Origin of the sequence: Pseudomonas sp. FP597 (genome assembly GCF_030687435.1) — a bacterium.
GTDB lineage: Bacteria > Pseudomonadota > Gammaproteobacteria > Pseudomonadales > Pseudomonadaceae > Aquipseudomonas > Aquipseudomonas lactucae.
Window position 1 is genome coordinate 6,106,825 of record NZ_CP117432.1, and the last position, 16,093, is coordinate 6,122,917.

20 protein-coding genes are annotated in these 16,093 nt (G+C 61.7%); 16 read left to right on the top strand and 4 right to left on the bottom strand.

The features are described from left to right. Nucleotides 1–3: 3 nt before the first annotated feature. Nucleotides 4–369, bottom strand: a complete 366-nt coding sequence (pilH, locus tag PSH66_RS28030; protein WP_003176670.1) for a twitching motility response regulator PilH — start codon at nucleotides 367–369, stop codon at nucleotides 4–6. 46 nt (nucleotides 370–415) lie between these two features. Further along, a complete protein-coding gene (pilG, locus tag PSH66_RS28035) occupies nucleotides 416–823 on the bottom strand; it encodes a twitching motility response regulator PilG (protein WP_003176671.1) in 408 nt (135 codons plus the stop codon). A 238-nt stretch (nucleotides 824–1,061) separates the two neighbouring features. On the opposite strand from pilG, the gene gshB reads away from it, so the two are divergent. From gshB to PSH66_RS28070, 7 genes are all read left to right on the top strand, one after another. After that, nucleotides 1,062–2,015, top strand: coding sequence for a glutathione synthase (gene gshB / locus PSH66_RS28040; protein WP_003176673.1), 954 nt, complete (start codon nucleotides 1,062–1,064; stop codon nucleotides 2,013–2,015). Nucleotides 2,016–2,092: 77 nt separating this feature from the next. After that, entirely contained in the window at nucleotides 2,093–2,998 is a 906-nt protein-coding gene (locus PSH66_RS28045; RefSeq protein ID WP_003176674.1) for an energy transducer TonB, read from the top strand. Between the two features lie 214 nt (nucleotides 2,999–3,212). Next, on the top strand, nucleotides 3,213–3,782 hold the full coding sequence (locus PSH66_RS28050; RefSeq protein WP_003176675.1) for a YqgE/AlgH family protein: 570 nt from the start codon (nucleotides 3,213–3,215) through the stop codon (nucleotides 3,780–3,782). Further along, nucleotides 3,782–4,219: a Holliday junction resolvase RuvX gene (gene ruvX / locus PSH66_RS28055; protein ID WP_003176676.1), complete on the top strand. Its 438-nt coding sequence runs from the start codon at nucleotides 3,782–3,784 to the stop codon at nucleotides 4,217–4,219. Before PSH66_RS28050 ends, ruvX begins: the two co-directional genes overlap by 1 nt. 73 nt (nucleotides 4,220–4,292) lie before the next feature. Beyond that, entirely contained in the window at nucleotides 4,293–4,799 is a 507-nt protein-coding gene (gene pyrR, locus PSH66_RS28060; RefSeq protein ID WP_003176677.1) for a bifunctional pyr operon transcriptional regulator/uracil phosphoribosyltransferase PyrR, read from the top strand. 24 nt (nucleotides 4,800–4,823) lie between these two features. Then, nucleotides 4,824–5,828, top strand: a complete 1,005-nt coding sequence (locus tag PSH66_RS28065; protein WP_003176678.1) for an aspartate carbamoyltransferase catalytic subunit — start codon at nucleotides 4,824–4,826, stop codon at nucleotides 5,826–5,828. Next, a complete protein-coding gene (locus PSH66_RS28070) occupies nucleotides 5,825–7,096 on the top strand; it encodes a dihydroorotase (RefSeq protein WP_305428036.1) in 1,272 nt (423 codons plus the stop codon). Before PSH66_RS28065 ends, PSH66_RS28070 begins: the two co-directional genes overlap by 4 nt. 155 nt (nucleotides 7,097–7,251) lie before the next feature. Here PSH66_RS28070 and PSH66_RS28075 read toward each other — a convergent pair whose 3' ends face one another. Further along, the gene (locus PSH66_RS28075; protein WP_003176680.1) at nucleotides 7,252–7,680 is read right to left on the bottom strand and encodes a TM2 domain-containing protein; all 429 of its coding nucleotides are present in this window, start codon (nucleotides 7,678–7,680) and stop codon (nucleotides 7,252–7,254) included. A 250-nt stretch (nucleotides 7,681–7,930) separates the two neighbouring features. On the opposite strand from PSH66_RS28075, the gene PSH66_RS28080 reads away from it, so the two are divergent. After that, entirely contained in the window at nucleotides 7,931–8,569 is a 639-nt protein-coding gene (locus PSH66_RS28080) for a C40 family peptidase (protein ID WP_003176681.1), read from the top strand. A gap of 79 nt (nucleotides 8,570–8,648) precedes the next feature. On the opposite strand, the gene PSH66_RS28085 is transcribed toward PSH66_RS28080, so the two are convergent. Further along, nucleotides 8,649–9,683 (bottom strand): type IV pilus twitching motility protein PilT, encoded by a 1,035-nt coding sequence (locus PSH66_RS28085; RefSeq protein WP_305428037.1) that lies wholly within the window; start codon nucleotides 9,681–9,683, stop codon nucleotides 8,649–8,651. A 57-nt stretch (nucleotides 9,684–9,740) separates the two neighbouring features. Here PSH66_RS28085 and PSH66_RS28090 point away from each other — a divergent pair, with 57 nt between their 5' ends. The 8 genes from PSH66_RS28090 to hemW all read left to right on the top strand — a co-directional run bounded on the left by PSH66_RS28090 (nucleotide 9,741) and on the right by hemW (nucleotide 16,077). Then, a complete protein-coding gene (locus PSH66_RS28090; protein WP_003176683.1) occupies nucleotides 9,741–10,427 on the top strand; it encodes a YggS family pyridoxal phosphate-dependent enzyme in 687 nt (228 codons plus the stop codon). A gap of 33 nt (nucleotides 10,428–10,460) precedes the next feature. Continuing rightward, nucleotides 10,461–11,279 (top strand): pyrroline-5-carboxylate reductase, encoded by an 819-nt coding sequence (proC, locus tag PSH66_RS28095; protein ID WP_305428038.1) that lies wholly within the window; start codon nucleotides 10,461–10,463, stop codon nucleotides 11,277–11,279. 25 nt (nucleotides 11,280–11,304) lie between these two features. Beyond that, nucleotides 11,305–11,895 carry a YggT family protein gene (locus tag PSH66_RS28100; RefSeq protein ID WP_003176685.1) on the top strand — a complete coding sequence of 197 codons (591 nt, stop codon included), beginning with the start codon at nucleotides 11,305–11,307 and terminating at the stop codon, nucleotides 11,893–11,895. A gap of 145 nt (nucleotides 11,896–12,040) precedes the next feature. Beyond that, nucleotides 12,041–13,183: a homoserine O-acetyltransferase gene (locus tag PSH66_RS28105; protein WP_003176686.1), complete on the top strand. Its 1,143-nt coding sequence runs from the start codon at nucleotides 12,041–12,043 to the stop codon at nucleotides 13,181–13,183. A 25-nt stretch (nucleotides 13,184–13,208) separates the two neighbouring features. Next, the gene (metW, locus tag PSH66_RS28110; RefSeq protein WP_003176687.1) at nucleotides 13,209–13,829 is read left to right on the top strand and encodes a methionine biosynthesis protein MetW; all 621 of its coding nucleotides are present in this window, start codon (nucleotides 13,209–13,211) and stop codon (nucleotides 13,827–13,829) included. A gap of 21 nt (nucleotides 13,830–13,850) precedes the next feature. Further along, nucleotides 13,851–14,285 (top strand): DUF4426 domain-containing protein, encoded by a 435-nt coding sequence (locus PSH66_RS28115; protein WP_003176688.1) that lies wholly within the window; start codon nucleotides 13,851–13,853, stop codon nucleotides 14,283–14,285. Beyond that, complete coding sequence (gene rdgB / locus PSH66_RS28120; RefSeq protein WP_181408567.1) at nucleotides 14,282–14,878, top strand: RdgB/HAM1 family non-canonical purine NTP pyrophosphatase; 597 nt, start codon at nucleotides 14,282–14,284, stop codon at nucleotides 14,876–14,878. Before PSH66_RS28115 ends, rdgB begins: the two co-directional genes overlap by 4 nt. Next, nucleotides 14,875–16,077 (top strand): radical SAM family heme chaperone HemW, encoded by a 1,203-nt coding sequence (gene hemW, locus PSH66_RS28125; protein ID WP_305428039.1) that lies wholly within the window; start codon nucleotides 14,875–14,877, stop codon nucleotides 16,075–16,077. The genes rdgB and hemW overlap by 4 nt, the downstream gene beginning before the upstream one ends. Nucleotides 16,078–16,093: the final 16 nt, after the last annotated feature.

A 16,093-nucleotide genomic window follows, 5' to 3' on the forward strand; every position in this document is an offset into this window, starting at 1 on the left:
CCTTTAACCGGCCAGCACCTTGTTCAGGGTGGCGATCAGGGTTTCTTCATCCACAGGCTTGGTCAGGTAGTCCTTGGCGCCTTGGCGTGCTCCCCAGATTTTGTCGGTTTCCTGGTCTTTGGTCGTGATGATGATGATCGGGATGGCGTTGGTTTCCGGCTCCTTGGACAACTGCCGGGTGGCTTGGAAGCCATTGAGACCCGGCATCACGATGTCCATCAGGACCGCATCGGGCTTTTCCTGACGGGCCAGGGCCACGCCGTCCGCGCCGTTTTCGGCCTTGAGCACCTGGTGACCATGCTTTTCCAGCATGCCGGTGAGTTTGTACATTTCAGTCGGCGAATCGTCGACGATCAGAACGCGTGCCATGGTTTTCCCCGCTACATTGGTCGGCGCCAGCCCTTGTGAGGCGGCGTCAGTGTGCTTGTTCTACTGCTGCGAACCCCGGCACATAGGCCTTGATCGCGCTCAGCAGTTCTTCCTTGCTGAAAGGCTTGGTCAAAAACTGATCGACACCCACGATGCGCCCCTTGGCCTTGTCGAACAGGCCGTCCTTGGAGGACAGCATGATCACCGGGATCGACTTGAACGCCGGGTTGTTCTTCACCAGGGCGCAGGTCTGATAACCATCCAGGCGCGGCATCATGATGTCGACAAAGATAATGTGCGGGTGATGATCAACAATCCGGGCCAGGGCATCGAAACCGTCGATGGCCGTGATGACATCGCAGCCCACGTTCTTCAACAGCGTCTCGGCGGTGCGGCGGATGGTTTTCGAATCGTCGATCACCATCACTCTCAAGGCGTTGGAATGCTGTTCCATAGTTGCTCTACCATCGCCACAGCGAATCGGTTTTCGGTGTGTACTGCCTGATGCTTCACAGGATGAGCGCCGCAAGCCATGCAATTCAAGGGCTGCTGCGCCGTGGGAGTCTTTTTAGCACAGTCTCGGGGAGCAATCTATCGAGGCACCCGCCCGGTGGTTTTTCCTTGACCCACAACAGCCGCAGCGCCACTCTGACGCCACTTTTATGCGCCCAATTTGCCAGAGGAAATCCCCCATGAGCGTTCGCGTCGGCATTGTCATGGACCCTATTGCCAGCATTTCCTATAAAAAGGACAGCTCGCTGGCCATGCTCCTGGCCGCCCAGGCCCGCGGCTGGACCCTGTTCTATATGGAACAGCGCGACCTTTACCAGGGCGACGGCGAGGCCCGCGCACGCATGCGCCCGCTGCAGGTGTTTGCCAACCCTGAGAAATGGTTCGAGTTGCAGGACGAAATCGACAGCCCGTTGAGCGACCTGGATGTGATCCTGATGCGCAAGGACCCGCCGTTCGACATGGAGTTTGTCTACTCCACCTACCTGCTGGAGCAGGCCGAGCGCGCCGGTGTGCTGATCGTCAACAAGCCGCAGAGCCTGCGCGACTGCAACGAAAAGCTGTTCGCCACGCTCTTCCCGCAGTGCACGCCGCCGACCGTGGTCAGCCGCCGCGCCGATGTGCTGCGTGAATTTGCCGCCCAGCACGGCGATGTGATCCTCAAGCCGCTGGACGGCATGGGTGGCACCTCGATCTTCCGTCACCGCGCCGGCGACCCGAACCTGTCGGTGATCCTGGAGACCCTGACCGCCCTGGGCACCCAGCAGATCATGGGCCAGGCCTACCTGCCGGCGATCAAGGACGGCGACAAACGCATTCTGATGATCGACGGCGAGCCGGTGGATTACTGCCTGGCGCGGATCCCGGCGGCGGGCGAGACCCGTGGCAACCTGGCGGCCGGTGGTCGTGGCGAGGCACGGCCGTTGTCGGACAAGGACCGCTGGATCGCCAGCCAGGTCGGCCCGACCCTGCGCGAAAAAGGCCTGTTGTTTGTAGGCCTGGACGTAATTGGTGAACACCTCACCGAAATCAACGTCACCAGCCCCACCTGTATCCGTGAGATCGACAATGCATATGGCACGAACATCGGCGAAATGCTGATGGGCGCCATTGAGCGCAAGCTACAAGCCAAGTGACATAGAACAGCCGGACACGCACCAACATTGCGTTATCATGCGCCACCTGTGAAACGCGCGATGTTGGTTTTTTTGTCATGACACTCCCGTCCGATCTGCCCCCCGAACTCTCCCACCGCGGCGTGCGCCCGGCTGATCGGCTCGGATTTACCCTGTTCCTGGCCGCATTGCTTCACCTGGCCGTGCTCCTCGGGGTGGGGTTCACCCTGGTCGAGCCCAAGCAGATCACCAAGACCCTGGAAATCACCCTCGCCACGTTCAAGAGCGAAAAGAAGCCTGAAAAAGCGGACTTTCTCGCTCAGGACAACCAGCAAGGCAGCGGCACCCTGGACAAGAAAGCCGTGCCCAAGACCACTGAAGTGGCGCCGTTCCAGGACAACAAGGTGAATAAAGTCACGCCGCCTCCGGCGCCCAAGCCCGAGGTCAAGCAGGCCACGCCCAAGCCTGCGGTGGCCACCGTCGCGCCCAAGCCGCAAAAAGCCCCGACCCAGCGCGAGAAGACCAAGACCGAGCCGACGCCTGAACCGGTGAAGCCGGCGCCGACCTTCGACAGCTCGACGCTGTCCGACGAAATTTCCAGCCTGGAAGCCGAGCTGGCCCATGAGCAACAGCTGTACGCCAAGCGCCCGCGCATCTACCGCTTGAATGCCGCGTCGACCATGCGTGACAAAGGGGCCTGGTATAAGGACGAGTGGCGCAAGAAAGTCGAGCGCATCGGCAACCTCAACTACCCCGAAGAGGCCCGTCGCCAGCAGATTTATGGCAATTTGCGCCTGCTGGTGTCGATCAACCGCGACGGCACGTTATATGAGGTGCAGGTGCTCGAGTCCTCCGGGCAACCGCTGCTGGACCAGGCCGCCCAGCGCATCGTGCGCCTGGCCGCGCCTTTCGCGCCGTTCAGCGGTGACCTGAACGACGTGGACCGCCTGGAAATCATCCGCACCTGGAAATTCGCCAAGGGCGATCGGCTCTCAAGCAACTGACCTTCTGTTGGTCGGGCTCGTTGTGGCGAGGGAGCTTGCTCCCGTTGGTCTGCGCAGCAGACCCAATACATGCACCCATTATTTCCAATTGAAACGCAATGACCGGTTTTAGGGCCGCTTCGCGACCCAGCGGGAGCAAGCTCCCTCGCCACAAGACAGCACAAGGCTCACTCCCGGCTTGTCAGTTCGCCCCTCCAACGCCACACTAGCGGACATGAAAAATGTCAGCCCGACCTACCTCAAGCACCAATTCCTGATCGCCATGCCCCATATGGCCGACCCGAACTTTGCGCAGACCTTGACCTACATCGTCGAGCACACGGCCAACGGTGCCATGGGGTTGGTGGTGAATCGCCCGCAGGAGCTGAACCTGGCCGATATCCTCGAGCAACTGCGCCCAGAGGTCGAGCCGCCGGCCCGTTGCCAGCATGTGCCGATCTACATCGGCGGGCCGGTGCAGACCGATCGCGGTTTTGTGCTGCACCCGACCGGGCCGACGTTCCAGGCCACGGTGGACCTGGACGGCGTGTCGCTGTCCACCTCCCAGGACGTGTTGTTTGCGATTGCCGATGGCGTAGGCCCCGAGCAAAGTGTCATCACCCTGGGTTACGCCGGCTGGGAAGCCGGGCAACTGGAAGCAGAACTGGCCAGCAATGCCTGGCTGACCTGTCCGTTCGACGCCGACATCCTGTTCAACACTGCCAGCGAACTGCGCCTGGAAGCGGCCGCCGCCAAGCTGCGGGTCAACCTCAGCCTGTTGACCAGCCAGGCGGGGCACGCTTGATGGCCTTGCGTCTGATCCTGGGTTTTGACTACGGCACCAAACAGATCGGCGTTGCGGTCGGCCAGGTCATCACCGGCCAGGCCCGCGAACTGTGCACCCTCAAGGCCCAGAACGGCATACCGGACTGGAACCAGGTCGAAGCCCTGATCAAGGAATGGAAGCCCGACGCAGTGGTGGTCGGCCTGCCTCTGAACATGGATGGCACCCCCAGCGACATGTGCCTGCGCGCCGAAAAGTTCGCCCGCCGCCTCAACGGCCGCTACAACATCCCCTTCTATACCCACGATGAACGCCTGACCACCTTTGAAGCCAAGGGTGAGCGACGTGACCGTGGCGGGCAGAAGGGCAGCTACCGCGACAACCCCGTGGATGCCATTGCCGCCGCCTTGCTGTTGCAGGGCTGGCTGGATGAAAACACCGCTTTATTTGAATCCTGACTGACGCGGCTTGCCGCGTCTTCTTACGTTTGAGCCCGGAACTTGCCTACAGCAAGGCCTTGAAGGAGCCACCATGAGCCTGCCCAATCCCGCCGAACTGATCAGCCAGATGGCGATACGCCTCAAGGCGCACCTGGAACACCGTGGCATCAGCGAGCCGCGCTTTATCGGCATTCGCACCGGTGGTGTGTGGGTGGCCCAGGCGCTGCTGGAAGCACTGGGCAGCGATTCGCCCCTGGGCACCCTGGACGTATCCTTCTACCGCGACGACTTCAGTCAGAACGGCCTGCACCCGCAGGTGCAACCCTCGGCCCTGCCGTTCGAGGTCGAAGGCCAGCACCTGGTACTGATCGACGACGTGCTGATGAGCGGCCGCACCATCCGCGCGGCCATGAACGAACTGTTCGACTACGGTCGCCCGGCCAGCATCACGCTGGTGTGTCTGCTCGACCTGGATGCTGGCGAACTGCCGATCAGCCCGGATGTGGTCGGTGCCACGCTGTCGCTGCAACCCCACCAGCGGGTAAAATTGTCCGGTCCCACGCCGCTCGAACTCGAACTGCAAGACCTTGCCCTTTAAACCGCCTTGTAAAGAGTCCCCGCGATGACGCCTCTAGATGCCAAGCGCCCGCTGCAGCTCAATGCTCAGGGCCAGTTGCAACATTTCTTGTCCCTCGACGGTTTGCCCCGCGAACTGCTCACCGAAATCCTCGACACCGCCGACTCGTTCCTCGAAGTCGGTGGCCGGGCGGTGAAGAAGGTCCCGCTGCTGCGCGGCAAAACCATCTGCAACGTGTTCTTCGAGAACTCCACGCGCACCCGCACCACCTTTGAACTGGCGGCCCAGCGGCTGTCGGCCGACGTAATCACGCTGAACGTGTCCACCTCATCGGCGAGCAAGGGCGAGACCCTGCTCGACACCCTGCGCAACCTGGAAGCCATGGCCGCCGACATGTTCGTGGTGCGCCACGGCGACTCCGGCGCCGCGCATTTCATCGCCGAGCACGTGTGCCCGCAGGTGGCAATCATCAACGGCGGCGACGGCCGCCACGCCCACCCGACCCAGGGCATGCTCGATATGCTCACCATCCGTCGGCACAAGGGCAGCTTTGAAAACCTCTCGGTGGCCATCGTCGGCGACATCCTGCACTCGCGGGTGGCGCGTTCGAACATGCTCGCGCTCAAAGCCCTGGGATGCCCGGATATCCGCGTGATCGCACCGAAAACCCTGCTGCCTATCGGTATCGAGCAGTACGGCGTGAAGGTCTACACCGACATGGCCACGGGCCTCAAGGATGTGGACGTGGTGATCATGCTGCGCCTGCAACGCGAGCGCATGGCCGGTGGCCTGCTGCCGAGCGAAGGTGAATTCTACCGCCTGTTCGGCCTCACCACCGCGCGCCTGGCCGGCGCCAAGCCGGATGCCATCGTGATGCACCCGGGCCCGATCAACCGAGGGGTGGAGATTGAGTCGGCGGTGGCCGACGGTAACCAGTCGGTGATCCTCAACCAGGTCACCTACGGCATCGCCGTGCGCATGGCGGTGTTGTCCATGGCCATGAGCGGGCAAACCGCGCAACGTCAATTCGAGCAGGAGAACGCCCAGTGAAGCTCAGCATTCTTGGCGCGCGCGTTATCGATCCGGCCACTGGCCTGGACGCCGTTACTGACCTTCATCTGGAAGCCGGCAAGATCATCGCTATCGGCGCCGCCCCCGGCGGTTTCACCGCGGTCGAGACCCTTGATGCCACTGGCCTGGTGGCCGCCCCTGGGCTGGTAGACCTCAACGTCGCCCTGCGCGAACCGGGTTACAGCCGCAAAGGCAGCATCGCCAGCGAAACCCGTGCCGCTGCGGCCGGCGGCGTGACCAGCCTGTGCTGCCCGCCGCACACCAAGCCGGTGCTGGACACCTCGGCCGTGACCGAGCTGATCCTCGACCGCGCCCGTGAAGCCGGCAATTGCAAAGTGTTCCCCATCGGCGCCCTGAGCAAAGGCCTCGAAGGCGAACAGCTTGCAGAACTCATTGCACTGCGCGACGCCGGCTGCGTGGCGTTCGGCAACGGCCTGCAAGGTTTCCGCAGTACACGCACGCTGTGCCGCGCCCTGGAATACGCGGCCACCTTCGATTTGACGGTGATCTTCCATTCCCAGGACCGCGACCTGGCCGAAGGTGGCCTGGCCCATGAAGGCGCCGTGGCCAGCTTCCTCGGCCTGCCGGGCATTCCGGAAACCGCCGAAACCGTGGCCCTGGCCCGCGACCTGTTGCTGGTGGAGCAAAGCGGCGTGCGCGCGCACTTCAGCCAGCTGACCAGCGCCCGTGGTGTGGCCCTGATCGCCCAGGCCCAGGCCCGTGGCCTGCCGGTAACGGCGGATGTGGCGTTGTATCAATTGATTCTGACGGACGAGGCGCTGATCGACTTCTCCAGCCTGTACCACGTGCAGCCGCCGCTGCGCACCCTGGCCGACCGCGAGGATTTGCGCGCGGCAGTGAAGTCCGGTGTGGTCTCGGCGATTTCCAGCCACCACCAGCCCCACGAGCGTGACGCCAAGCTGGCGCCGTTTGGCGCGACAGAACCGGGCATCAGCAGCGTCGAGCTGTTGCTGCCATTGGCCATGACGTTGGTGGAAGACGGTTTGCTGGACTTGCCGACGCTGCTGGCACGCCTGAGCGCCGGACCGGCTGAGGCGTTGCGCCTGCCGGCGGGTAAGTTGGCGGTGGGTGCGGCGGCGGACCTGGTGCTGTTTGATCCGGCCAGCTCCACGATTGCCGGGGAACACTGGCTGTCCAAGGGTGAGAACTGCCCGTTCATCGGGCATAGCCTGCCGGCGAGCGTACGCTACACCCTGGTGGATGGGCGCATCAGCTACCAGGCCTGAACCGCTCTAAAGCGGACACAGTAACAAGTGGGGGGGGGCTTGCTCCCGATATAGGTGGATCAGTCACAGATGCAGTGACTGACACTGGGCTATCGGGAGCAAGTCGAATCGTCGCACCGCCCCTCCCACATTTGGTTCTGCATATGGCTGAGAGATCAACGTCCGCCATTACGCTCGGCATTGCGGATCGAAATCTGCGTATTCAAAGTCCAGAAGTCATACAGCACCCCGACCAGGAACAAACCGCCGGTCAACAGGTAGATCAGGCCGGAGATCCACTTGCCCTGGTACATGCGGTGCACGCCGAATACCCCGAGAAACGCCAATAGGATCCAGGCCACGTTGTATTCGATGGGCCCGGCGGTAAAGCGCAGGTCGGCTTCACGGTCCATGGCCGGGATCAGGAACAGGTCGATCAGCCAGCCGATACCCAAAAGCCCCAGGGTGAAAAACCAGATCGTACCGGTGACGGGCTTGCCGTAATAAAAGCGATGCGCCCCGGTAAATCCGAAAATCCATAGCAGGTAGCCAATCACCTTGCTGTGAGTGTCTTGATGCGGGCCAACCTGTTGATAGGTGTTCATGGAGTACCTCATTTGGGTCGATAGATAAATTTTTTCACTTTCTTTGTGACTTTTTTACAAGCGCCCGACGTACGGTAAATGGTATCTTCCCTGCCCTGAAAGCCTTATGCCACCTGACTTGTGTAGGACAATTGCGGCGAATCGTCGCGTTTTTCCTGATTTTGACCGCAAGGTTCAGTCGACAAACGGCCTGAGAACGGCACAAAAAGCTGTTATAAAGTTGCGCGCAAACCCATAAGAGCCACGCCTAATGCGACCATTTTTCAAGACATGGCTAACCATTTGCCTATTAATGCCATTGGCCGCCCACGCCACCAATCGTGAGCAACGACTTCCGAACGTTAACGGTTTCACCCCTAAAGTTCACAGCACACCCAGCACCGCCAAGTCGGTAAAGCCGACCGTCAGCCGCCCAACTCAACTGAGCAAGGCCCACGGTAAAGCAGCTCCCGGCCTGATGGCTGTCAACACCAAGCAAAGCAGCACCGTGCTCAGCCGCGCCGTCAACGTGCTCGGTACACCTTATCGTTGGGGCGGCAGCAGCCCAAGTAAAGGGTTCGACTGCAGCGGCCTGGTGAAATACGCGTTTAACGACGTAAAAGCCGTGGATTTGCCGCGCACCTCCAATGCCATGGCCGCCGGCCACGGGCAGAAGGTGGATCGCAAGGACTTGAAGCCGGGCGACCTGCTGTTCTTCAAACTCAAGAGCCGCCAGGTGAACCACGTTGCCATCTACCTGGGCAACGACCGCTTCATCCACGCACCGCGTCGTGGCAAGTCGGTGAGCATTGACACGCTGAAAAAGCCGTTCTGGGACAAGAACTACGTGATTGCCAAGCGGGTTCTGCCCAAAGAGCAGAACAGCAACCTGCGGATCGTGCAACGCTGATCTTCAGCTGAAATGCAGTAACCAATGTGGGAGGGGCTTGCCCTCTCCCACATTTGGATCGCCTTATATCTCCCCGATCCTATATATCTGCAGGCACCCTCGCCTTCTCCCGAGCCGCCTCCCGGCTGATCACCCCCTCCCCGACCAACGCCTTCAAACTCATATCCAACGTTTTCATCCCCAACGCCCCACCGGTCTGAATGGCCGAGACCATCTGCGCCACCTTGTCCTCGCGGATCAGATTCCGAATGGCCGGTGTGCCCAGCATGATTTCATGGGCCGCCACGCGCCCGCCGCCGAGTTTTTTCACCAGCACCTGGGACACCACCGCTTGCAGCGACTCCGACAGCATCGAGCGCACCATGGCCTTTTCGCCTGCCGGAAACACGTCCACCAGGCGATCCACGGTTTTCGCCGCCGAGGTTGTGTGCAGCGTGCCGAAGACCAGGTGCCCGGTCTCAGCAGCCGTCAACGCCAGGCGGATGGTTTCCAGGTCGCGCAACTCGCCTACCAGGATCACGTCCGGGTCTTCGCGCAGCGCCGAGCGTAGCGCTACCGAAAAACTGTGCGTATCACGGTGCACCTGACGCTGGTTGATCAGCGCGGTTTTCGGCGTGTGGATAAATTCGATCGGATCTTCCAGCGTGAGGATGTGCTGGCGCCGATGCTGATTGAGGTAGTCGATCATCGCAGCCAGGGTGGTGGACTTGCCGGAGCCGGTGGGCCCGGTCACCAGCACCAGGCCGCGGGGCAACTGGGCGATGCGCTGGAATACTTCCCCCAGGCCCAGACTCTCCAGGCTTTGGACCTCGCTCGGGATGGTGCGAAACACTGCGCCCATGCCGCGCTCCTGCTGGAACACGTTAACCCGGAACCGCGCCACACCGGGCAATTCGAACGCAAAGTCCGTTTCAAGAGATGTTTCGAAATCCTTTTGTTGATGCTCGTTGAGCAGCGGGCTTAACAAGTCCGCCACTTGACGGGCTGCCAGCCTTGGCCAATCCAGGGGCCAAACCTCGCCATCGATCCTCAGCATGGGTGCCAGGCCGGCCGAGAGATGCAGGTCGGAGGCGCCCCGGCGCACGCCAACCGTCAGCAATTCAGTGATATCCATAGGGCTTTCCATTTCCAGTAGAATGCCGCGGACTCCATATCCACGGGCGCATCTTGAATGTCGACGATAGCAGACAATATCGGCCAGGTTAGCCGGCGCATCCGCGCTGCAGCCGACGCCGTGCAACGTGACGCAAACAGCATCCACCTGCTGGCCGTGAGCAAGACCAAACCCGCGCAAGCCGTTCGCGAAGCCTATGCCGCCGGGATGCGCGATTTCGGTGAGAACTATCTGCAGGAAGCCTTGGGCAAACAGGCCGAATTGACCGACCTGCCCTTGAGTTGGCACTTCATCGGCCCCATTCAATCGAACAAGACTCGCGCGATCGCCGAGAACTTCGCCTGGGTGCATTCCGTGGACCGTCTGAAAATCGCACAACGCTTGTCCGAACAACGCCCGGCCGACCTGCCGCCGCTGAATATCTGCATCCAGGTCAACGTCAGCGGCGAAGCCAGCAAGTCCGGCTGCACGCCCGCCGACCTGCCGGCCCTGGCCAATGCGATCAGCGCCCTGCCTCGCTTGAAGCTGCGCGGTTTGATGGCGATTCCCGAGCCGACAGAAGATCGGGCCGAGCAAGATGCGGCGTTCGCCACCGTGCGCGAGCTGCAAGCCGGTTTGAACCTGCCGCTCGACACACTTTCCATGGGCATGAGCCACGACCTTGAGTCGGCCATCGCCCAAGGCGCCACCTGGGTGCGGATCGGTACCGCATTGTTTGGCGCCCGCGACTACGGCCAGCCTTGAAATGGCTGACTTCCATCTAGCTAAGGACCTGTCATGACAGACACGCGTATTGCCTTTATCGGCGCCGGTAACATGGCGGCCAGCCTGATCGGCGGCCTGCGGGCCAAAGGCCTGGACGCCGCGCAGATCCGCGCCAGCGATCCGGGGGCCGACACCCGCGCCCGCATCAGTGCCGAACACGGTATAGATACCTTTGCCGACAACGCCGAGGCCATCCAGGGCGTCGACGTGATCGTGCTGGCGGTCAAGCCGCAAGCCATGAAGGCCGTGTGCGAAAGCCTGCGCCCGAGCCTGCAGCCGCACCAACTGGTGGTGTCCATCGCAGCCGGTATTACCTGCGCCAGTATGAACCACTGGCTTGGCGCCCAGCCGATCGTGCGCTGCATGCCCAACACCCCGTCGCTGCTGCGCCAGGGTGTGAGTGGCCTGTACGCCACCGCCCAAGTGAGCGCCGCACAACGCGAGCAGGCGCAGGTGCTGCTGTCCGCCGTGGGCATCGCCCTGTGGCTGGACCAGGAGCAGCAACTGGACGCGGTCACCGCCGTGTCCGGCAGCGGCCCGGCGTACTTCTTCCTGCTGATCGAAGCCATGACCGCCGCCGGCGTGAAACTGGGCCTCTCCAAGGAAGTGGCTGAGCAACTGGCCGAGCAAACCGCACTGGGCGCCGCGAAGATGGTCGTCGCCAGTGACGTGGACGCTGCCGAGTTGCGCCGTCGCGTCACTTCCCCAGGGGGCACCACACAAGCCGCCATCGAATCGTTCCAGGCCGGGGGCTTTGAAGCCCTGGTGGAAAAAGCACTGGGTGCCGCGGCACATCGTTCGGCCGAAATGGCCGAACAGCTGGGCAAATAGTCGTCTCCCTACGAAGGAATACATGATGCTTGGACTCAATAGTGCCCTCATCTTCATCATCCAGACCTTGGGCAGCCTGTACCTGCTGATCGTGCTGATGCGTTTTATCCTGCAACTGGTGCGGGCGAACTTCTATAACCCGCTGTGCCAGTTCGTGGTGAAGGCCACCCAGCCGCTGCTCAAGCCACTGCGCCGGGTGATCCCGAGCATGTTCGGCCTGGACATGTCGTCGCTGGTGCTGGCGCTGCTGTTGCAGATTCTGTTGTTCATGGTGGTCCTCCTGCTGCTCATGGGCTATGTGCCCCTCACGCCGCTGCTGTTGCCATGGGCGCTGATTGGCATCTTCTCGCTGTTTTTGAAGATCATTTTCTGGTCGATGATCATCAGCGTGATTCTGTCGTGGGTCGCTCCCGGCAGCCGCAGCCCTGGTGCCGAACTGGTCTACCAGATCACCGAGCCGGTGCTGGCACCGTTCCGCCGCTGGATCCCGAACCTGGGCGGCCTGGATATCTCGCCGATCTTCGCGTTTATCGCGATCCAACTCATACAGGGCTGGGTGATCCCGTACGTGGCTGATTACGCGGGTATGCCCAAGGAACTGTTTGGGCTGATCTGACGCGGATCATAATGTGGGAGGGGGCAAGTCGGATCGTCGCACCGCCCCTCCCACATTTTGTATCTGTGTACCGGCGCAGACCTTCGCTTGCCGCTAGGGTCCCCGCTCTTTAGACTTACGCCTCATTTAAACGAGAGCAGGGTCGATGCCAGCTGTCTTTCCCCCCGATTCTGTTGGACTGGTCGCCCCCCAAGTGGCGCACTTCAGCGAACCGCTGGCCCTGGCCTGCGGGCGTTCGCTGCCAGCCTATGACCTCATCTACGAAACCTACGGCCAACTGAACGCCACGGCGAGCAACGCGGTGCTGATCTGCCATGCCCTGTCCGGTCATCATCACGCCGCCGGTTTCCATTCTGTCGACGAGCGCAAGCCCGGCTGGTGGGACAGCTGCATCGGCCCCGGCAAGCCCATCGACACCACCCAGTTCTTTGTGGTCAGCCTGAACAACCTCGGCGGTTGCAACGGCTCCACCGGCCCCAGCAGCCTCAACCCGGAAACCGGCAAACCGTTCGGCGCCGACTTCCCGGTGCTCACCGTGGAAGACTGGGTGCACAGCCAGGCGCGCCTGGCCGATCTGCTCGGCATCAACCAGTGGGCGGCGGTGATCGGCGGCAGCCTGGGCGGCATGCAGGCGCTGCAGTGGACCATCACTTACCCGGATCGCGTGCGTCATTGCCTGGCAATCGCCTCGGCCCCCAAATTGTCGGCGCAGAACATCGCCTTCAACGAAGTGGCGCGCCAGGCGATCCTCACCGACCCCGAGTTCCACGGCGGCTCGTTCCAGGAAGCGGGCGTGATCCCCAAGCGCGGCTTGATGCTGGCGCGGATGGTCGGGCATATCACTTACCTGTCCGACGATTCCATGGGCGAGAAATTCGGCCGTGGCCTCAAGAGCGAAAAGCTCAACTACGACTTCCACAGCGTCGAGTTCCAGGTGGAAAGCTACCTGCGCTATCAGGGCGAGGAGTTCTCGGGGCGTTTCGACGCCAATACCTACCTGTTGATGACCAAGGCCCTGGACTATTTCGACCCGGCGGCCAGCTTTGATGACGACCTGGCGAAAACCTTCGAGCACGCCACGGCGAAGTTCTGCGTGATGTCGTTCACTACCGACTGGCGCTTCTCGCCCGCGCGCTCCCGTGAGCTGGTGGATGCCCTGATGGCCGCGCGCAAAGACGTCTGCTACCTGGAAATCGATGCACCACAAGGCCACGACGCCTTCCTGATCCCGATCCCGCGCTACCTGCAGGCGTTTCGCAACTACATGAACCGAATCACGCTTATATGAATTGCTTACGCTTTGGGAGAACGCCATGAGAGCCGACCTGGAAATCATCCAAGACTGGATCCCCGCCGGCAGCCGCGTGCTCGACCTCGGCTGCGGCGATGGCGAACTGCTGAGCTGGTTGCGCGACCACAAGCAAGTGACCGGCTATGGCCTGGAAAACGACCCGGATAACATCGCCCAGTGCGTGGCCAAGGGCATCAACGTGATCGAGCAGGACCTGGACAAGGGCCTGGGCAACTTTGCCAGCAACAGCTTCGATATCGTCGTCATGACCCAGGCCCTGCAAGCGGTGCACTACCCGGACCGGATCCTCGATGAAATGCTGCGCGTAGGTCGCCAATGCATCATCACCTTTCCCAATTTCGGGCACTGGCGCTGCCGCTGGTACCTGGCCACCAAGGGCCGCATGCCGGTGTCGGACTTCCTGCCATACACTTGGTACAACACGCCGAACATCCACTTCTGCACCTTCGAAGACTTCGAAGCACTGTGCGGCGAGCGCGAAGCCAAGGTGATCAACCGCCTGGCCGTCGATCAACAGCATCGCCACGGCTGGGCGAGTAAGCTATGGCCCAATTTGTTGGGTGAAATCGGAATTTACCGGGTCAGCAGCCCTGGCCTGACCGAACACAAGATTGCCGTCTAATCATTATCAAGAGGGACGATCATGAGTCGTTTGGCTATTTTTCTACTGACCGCATGCCTGGGCGCCAACGCCATGGCTGCGGACACTATCGACGCTAATCGCAAGAAAGACTTCGGTGACATCACCGTTCACTACAACACCTTTACCTCAAGCTTCCTGCCACCCGAAACCGCCCAGAAAGTCGGCGTGGTGCGCAGCAAGGAGAAGGGCTTGATCAATGTGACGGTGATCAAGGGCGTGACCCCGGTCGCGGCCCAGGTGACCGGTACCATCAAGGACCTGGGCGGCAAGAGCGAGATTCTCACGTTCAAGCAAATCGAAGAGAAAAGCGGGATCAGCTACCTTGCGCCCTACTCCGTGACGCTGCGGGAATACAAGACGTTTACCATCAACGTTGAAACGGGCGGCAAGGCCCACAGTTTCCAATTCAACCAAGAACTGTTTCCGGCCAACTGATGACTCTTACACAACTCGTACTGGCCAGCCATAACGCCGGCAAACTCAAAGAACTGCAGGCCATGCTCGGTGAGTCCGTGCAACTGTGCTCAATCGGCGAGTTCAGCCAGGTCGAGCCGGAAGAAACCGGCCTGTCATTTGTCGAGAACGCCATCCTCAAGGCCCGCAATGCCGCACGCATTTCAGGCCTGCCGGCGCTGGCGGATGACTCCGGCCTGGCCGTGGACTTCCTCGGCGGCGCGCCGGGCATCTACTCCGCGCGTTACGCCGGTGGCCAGGGCGATGCGGCCAATAACGCCAAGCTGCTCGAGGCCCTCAGGGATGTGCCGGACGCGATGCGTGGCGCGCAGTTCGTCTGCGTGCTGGCCCTGGTGCGGCATGCCGATGACCCGTTACCGATCCTTTGCGAAGGCCTGTGGCACGGGCGCATCCTGCATGCAGCCAGCGGTGACCACGGTTTTGGCTATGACCCGCTGTTCTGGGTGCCGGAGCGCAATGTCTCCAGCGCCGAGCTAAGCCCCGCCGACAAGAACCAGATCAGCCACCGCGCCCGTGCAATGGATCTGCTGCGCCAACGCCTGGGCCTGAAATGACCCACGACACTCCGGCGCTGCCGCTGATCCATGGCGGCGCGCAAACACCTCGGGCGAGCCTGCCGGTGCTGCCGCCCCTGGCGCTGTATATCCACATCCCGTGGTGCGTGCGCAAATGCCCTTATTGCGACTTCAACTCCCATACCGCAAGCCAAGTGCTACCAGAGGAAGAGTACGTAGACGCCCTGCTGGATGACCTCGACCAGGATCTGCACGCCGTTTACGGGCGGGAGCTGAGCTCGATCTTCTTTGGCGGCGGTACGCCCAGCCTGTTCAGCGCAGCGGCACTGGGCCGTCTGCTCAAGGGTGTGGAAGCCCGGATCCCGTTTGCCGGCGACATCGAGATCACTCTGGAGGCCAACCCCGGCACCTTCGAACAAGAGAAGTTCGTGGCGTACCGCAAGCTGGGGATCAACCGCCTGTCCATCGGCGTCCAGAGCTTCCAGCAGGAAAAACTCGAGGCGCTGGGCCGCATCCACAATGGTGACGAGGCGGTGCGCGCCGCCGGCATGGCGCGCCAGGCCGGGTTCGATAACTTCAACCTCGACCTGATGCACGGTTTGCCAAACCAGTCCCTGGACGACGCCCTGAGCGATCTGCGCCAAGCCATCGCACTCAAGCCCACGCATTTGTCGTGGTACCAGTTGACCCTGGAACCCAACACCGTGTTCTGGAACCAGCCGCCCGTGCTGCCGGAGGACGACACCCTGTGGGATATCCAGGAAGCCGGCCAGGCACTGCTCGCCGAACACGGTTACCGGCAATATGAAGTGTCGGCCTATGCCCAACCGGGCCGCCCGGCGCGGCATAACCTGAACTACTGGAGCTTCGGCGACTTTATCGGCATCGGCGCCGGCGCGCATGGCAAGCTCAGCCACTCGGACGGGCGCATCGTGCGTACCTGGAAGACCCGGGCGCCGAAGGACTACCTGAACCCGGCCAAACCCTTCCAGGCCGGCGCGAAGGAGCTGACCAACGAAGAGCTGCCCTTTGAGTTCCTGATGAACGCCCTGCGCCTTACCGAGGGTGTCGAAGCCAGACTCTACGCCGAGCGCACCGGCCTCGATCTGGCCAGTCTCGCTGAAGGCCGCCGCGAGGCAGAACAAAGTGGCTTAATGCAGGTCGAACCCTCACGCCTGGCGGCGACCGACCGCGGGCAACTCTTTCTCAATGACCTGTTGCAGACGTTTTTGAGCTGACGCTCTTAAGGAAATC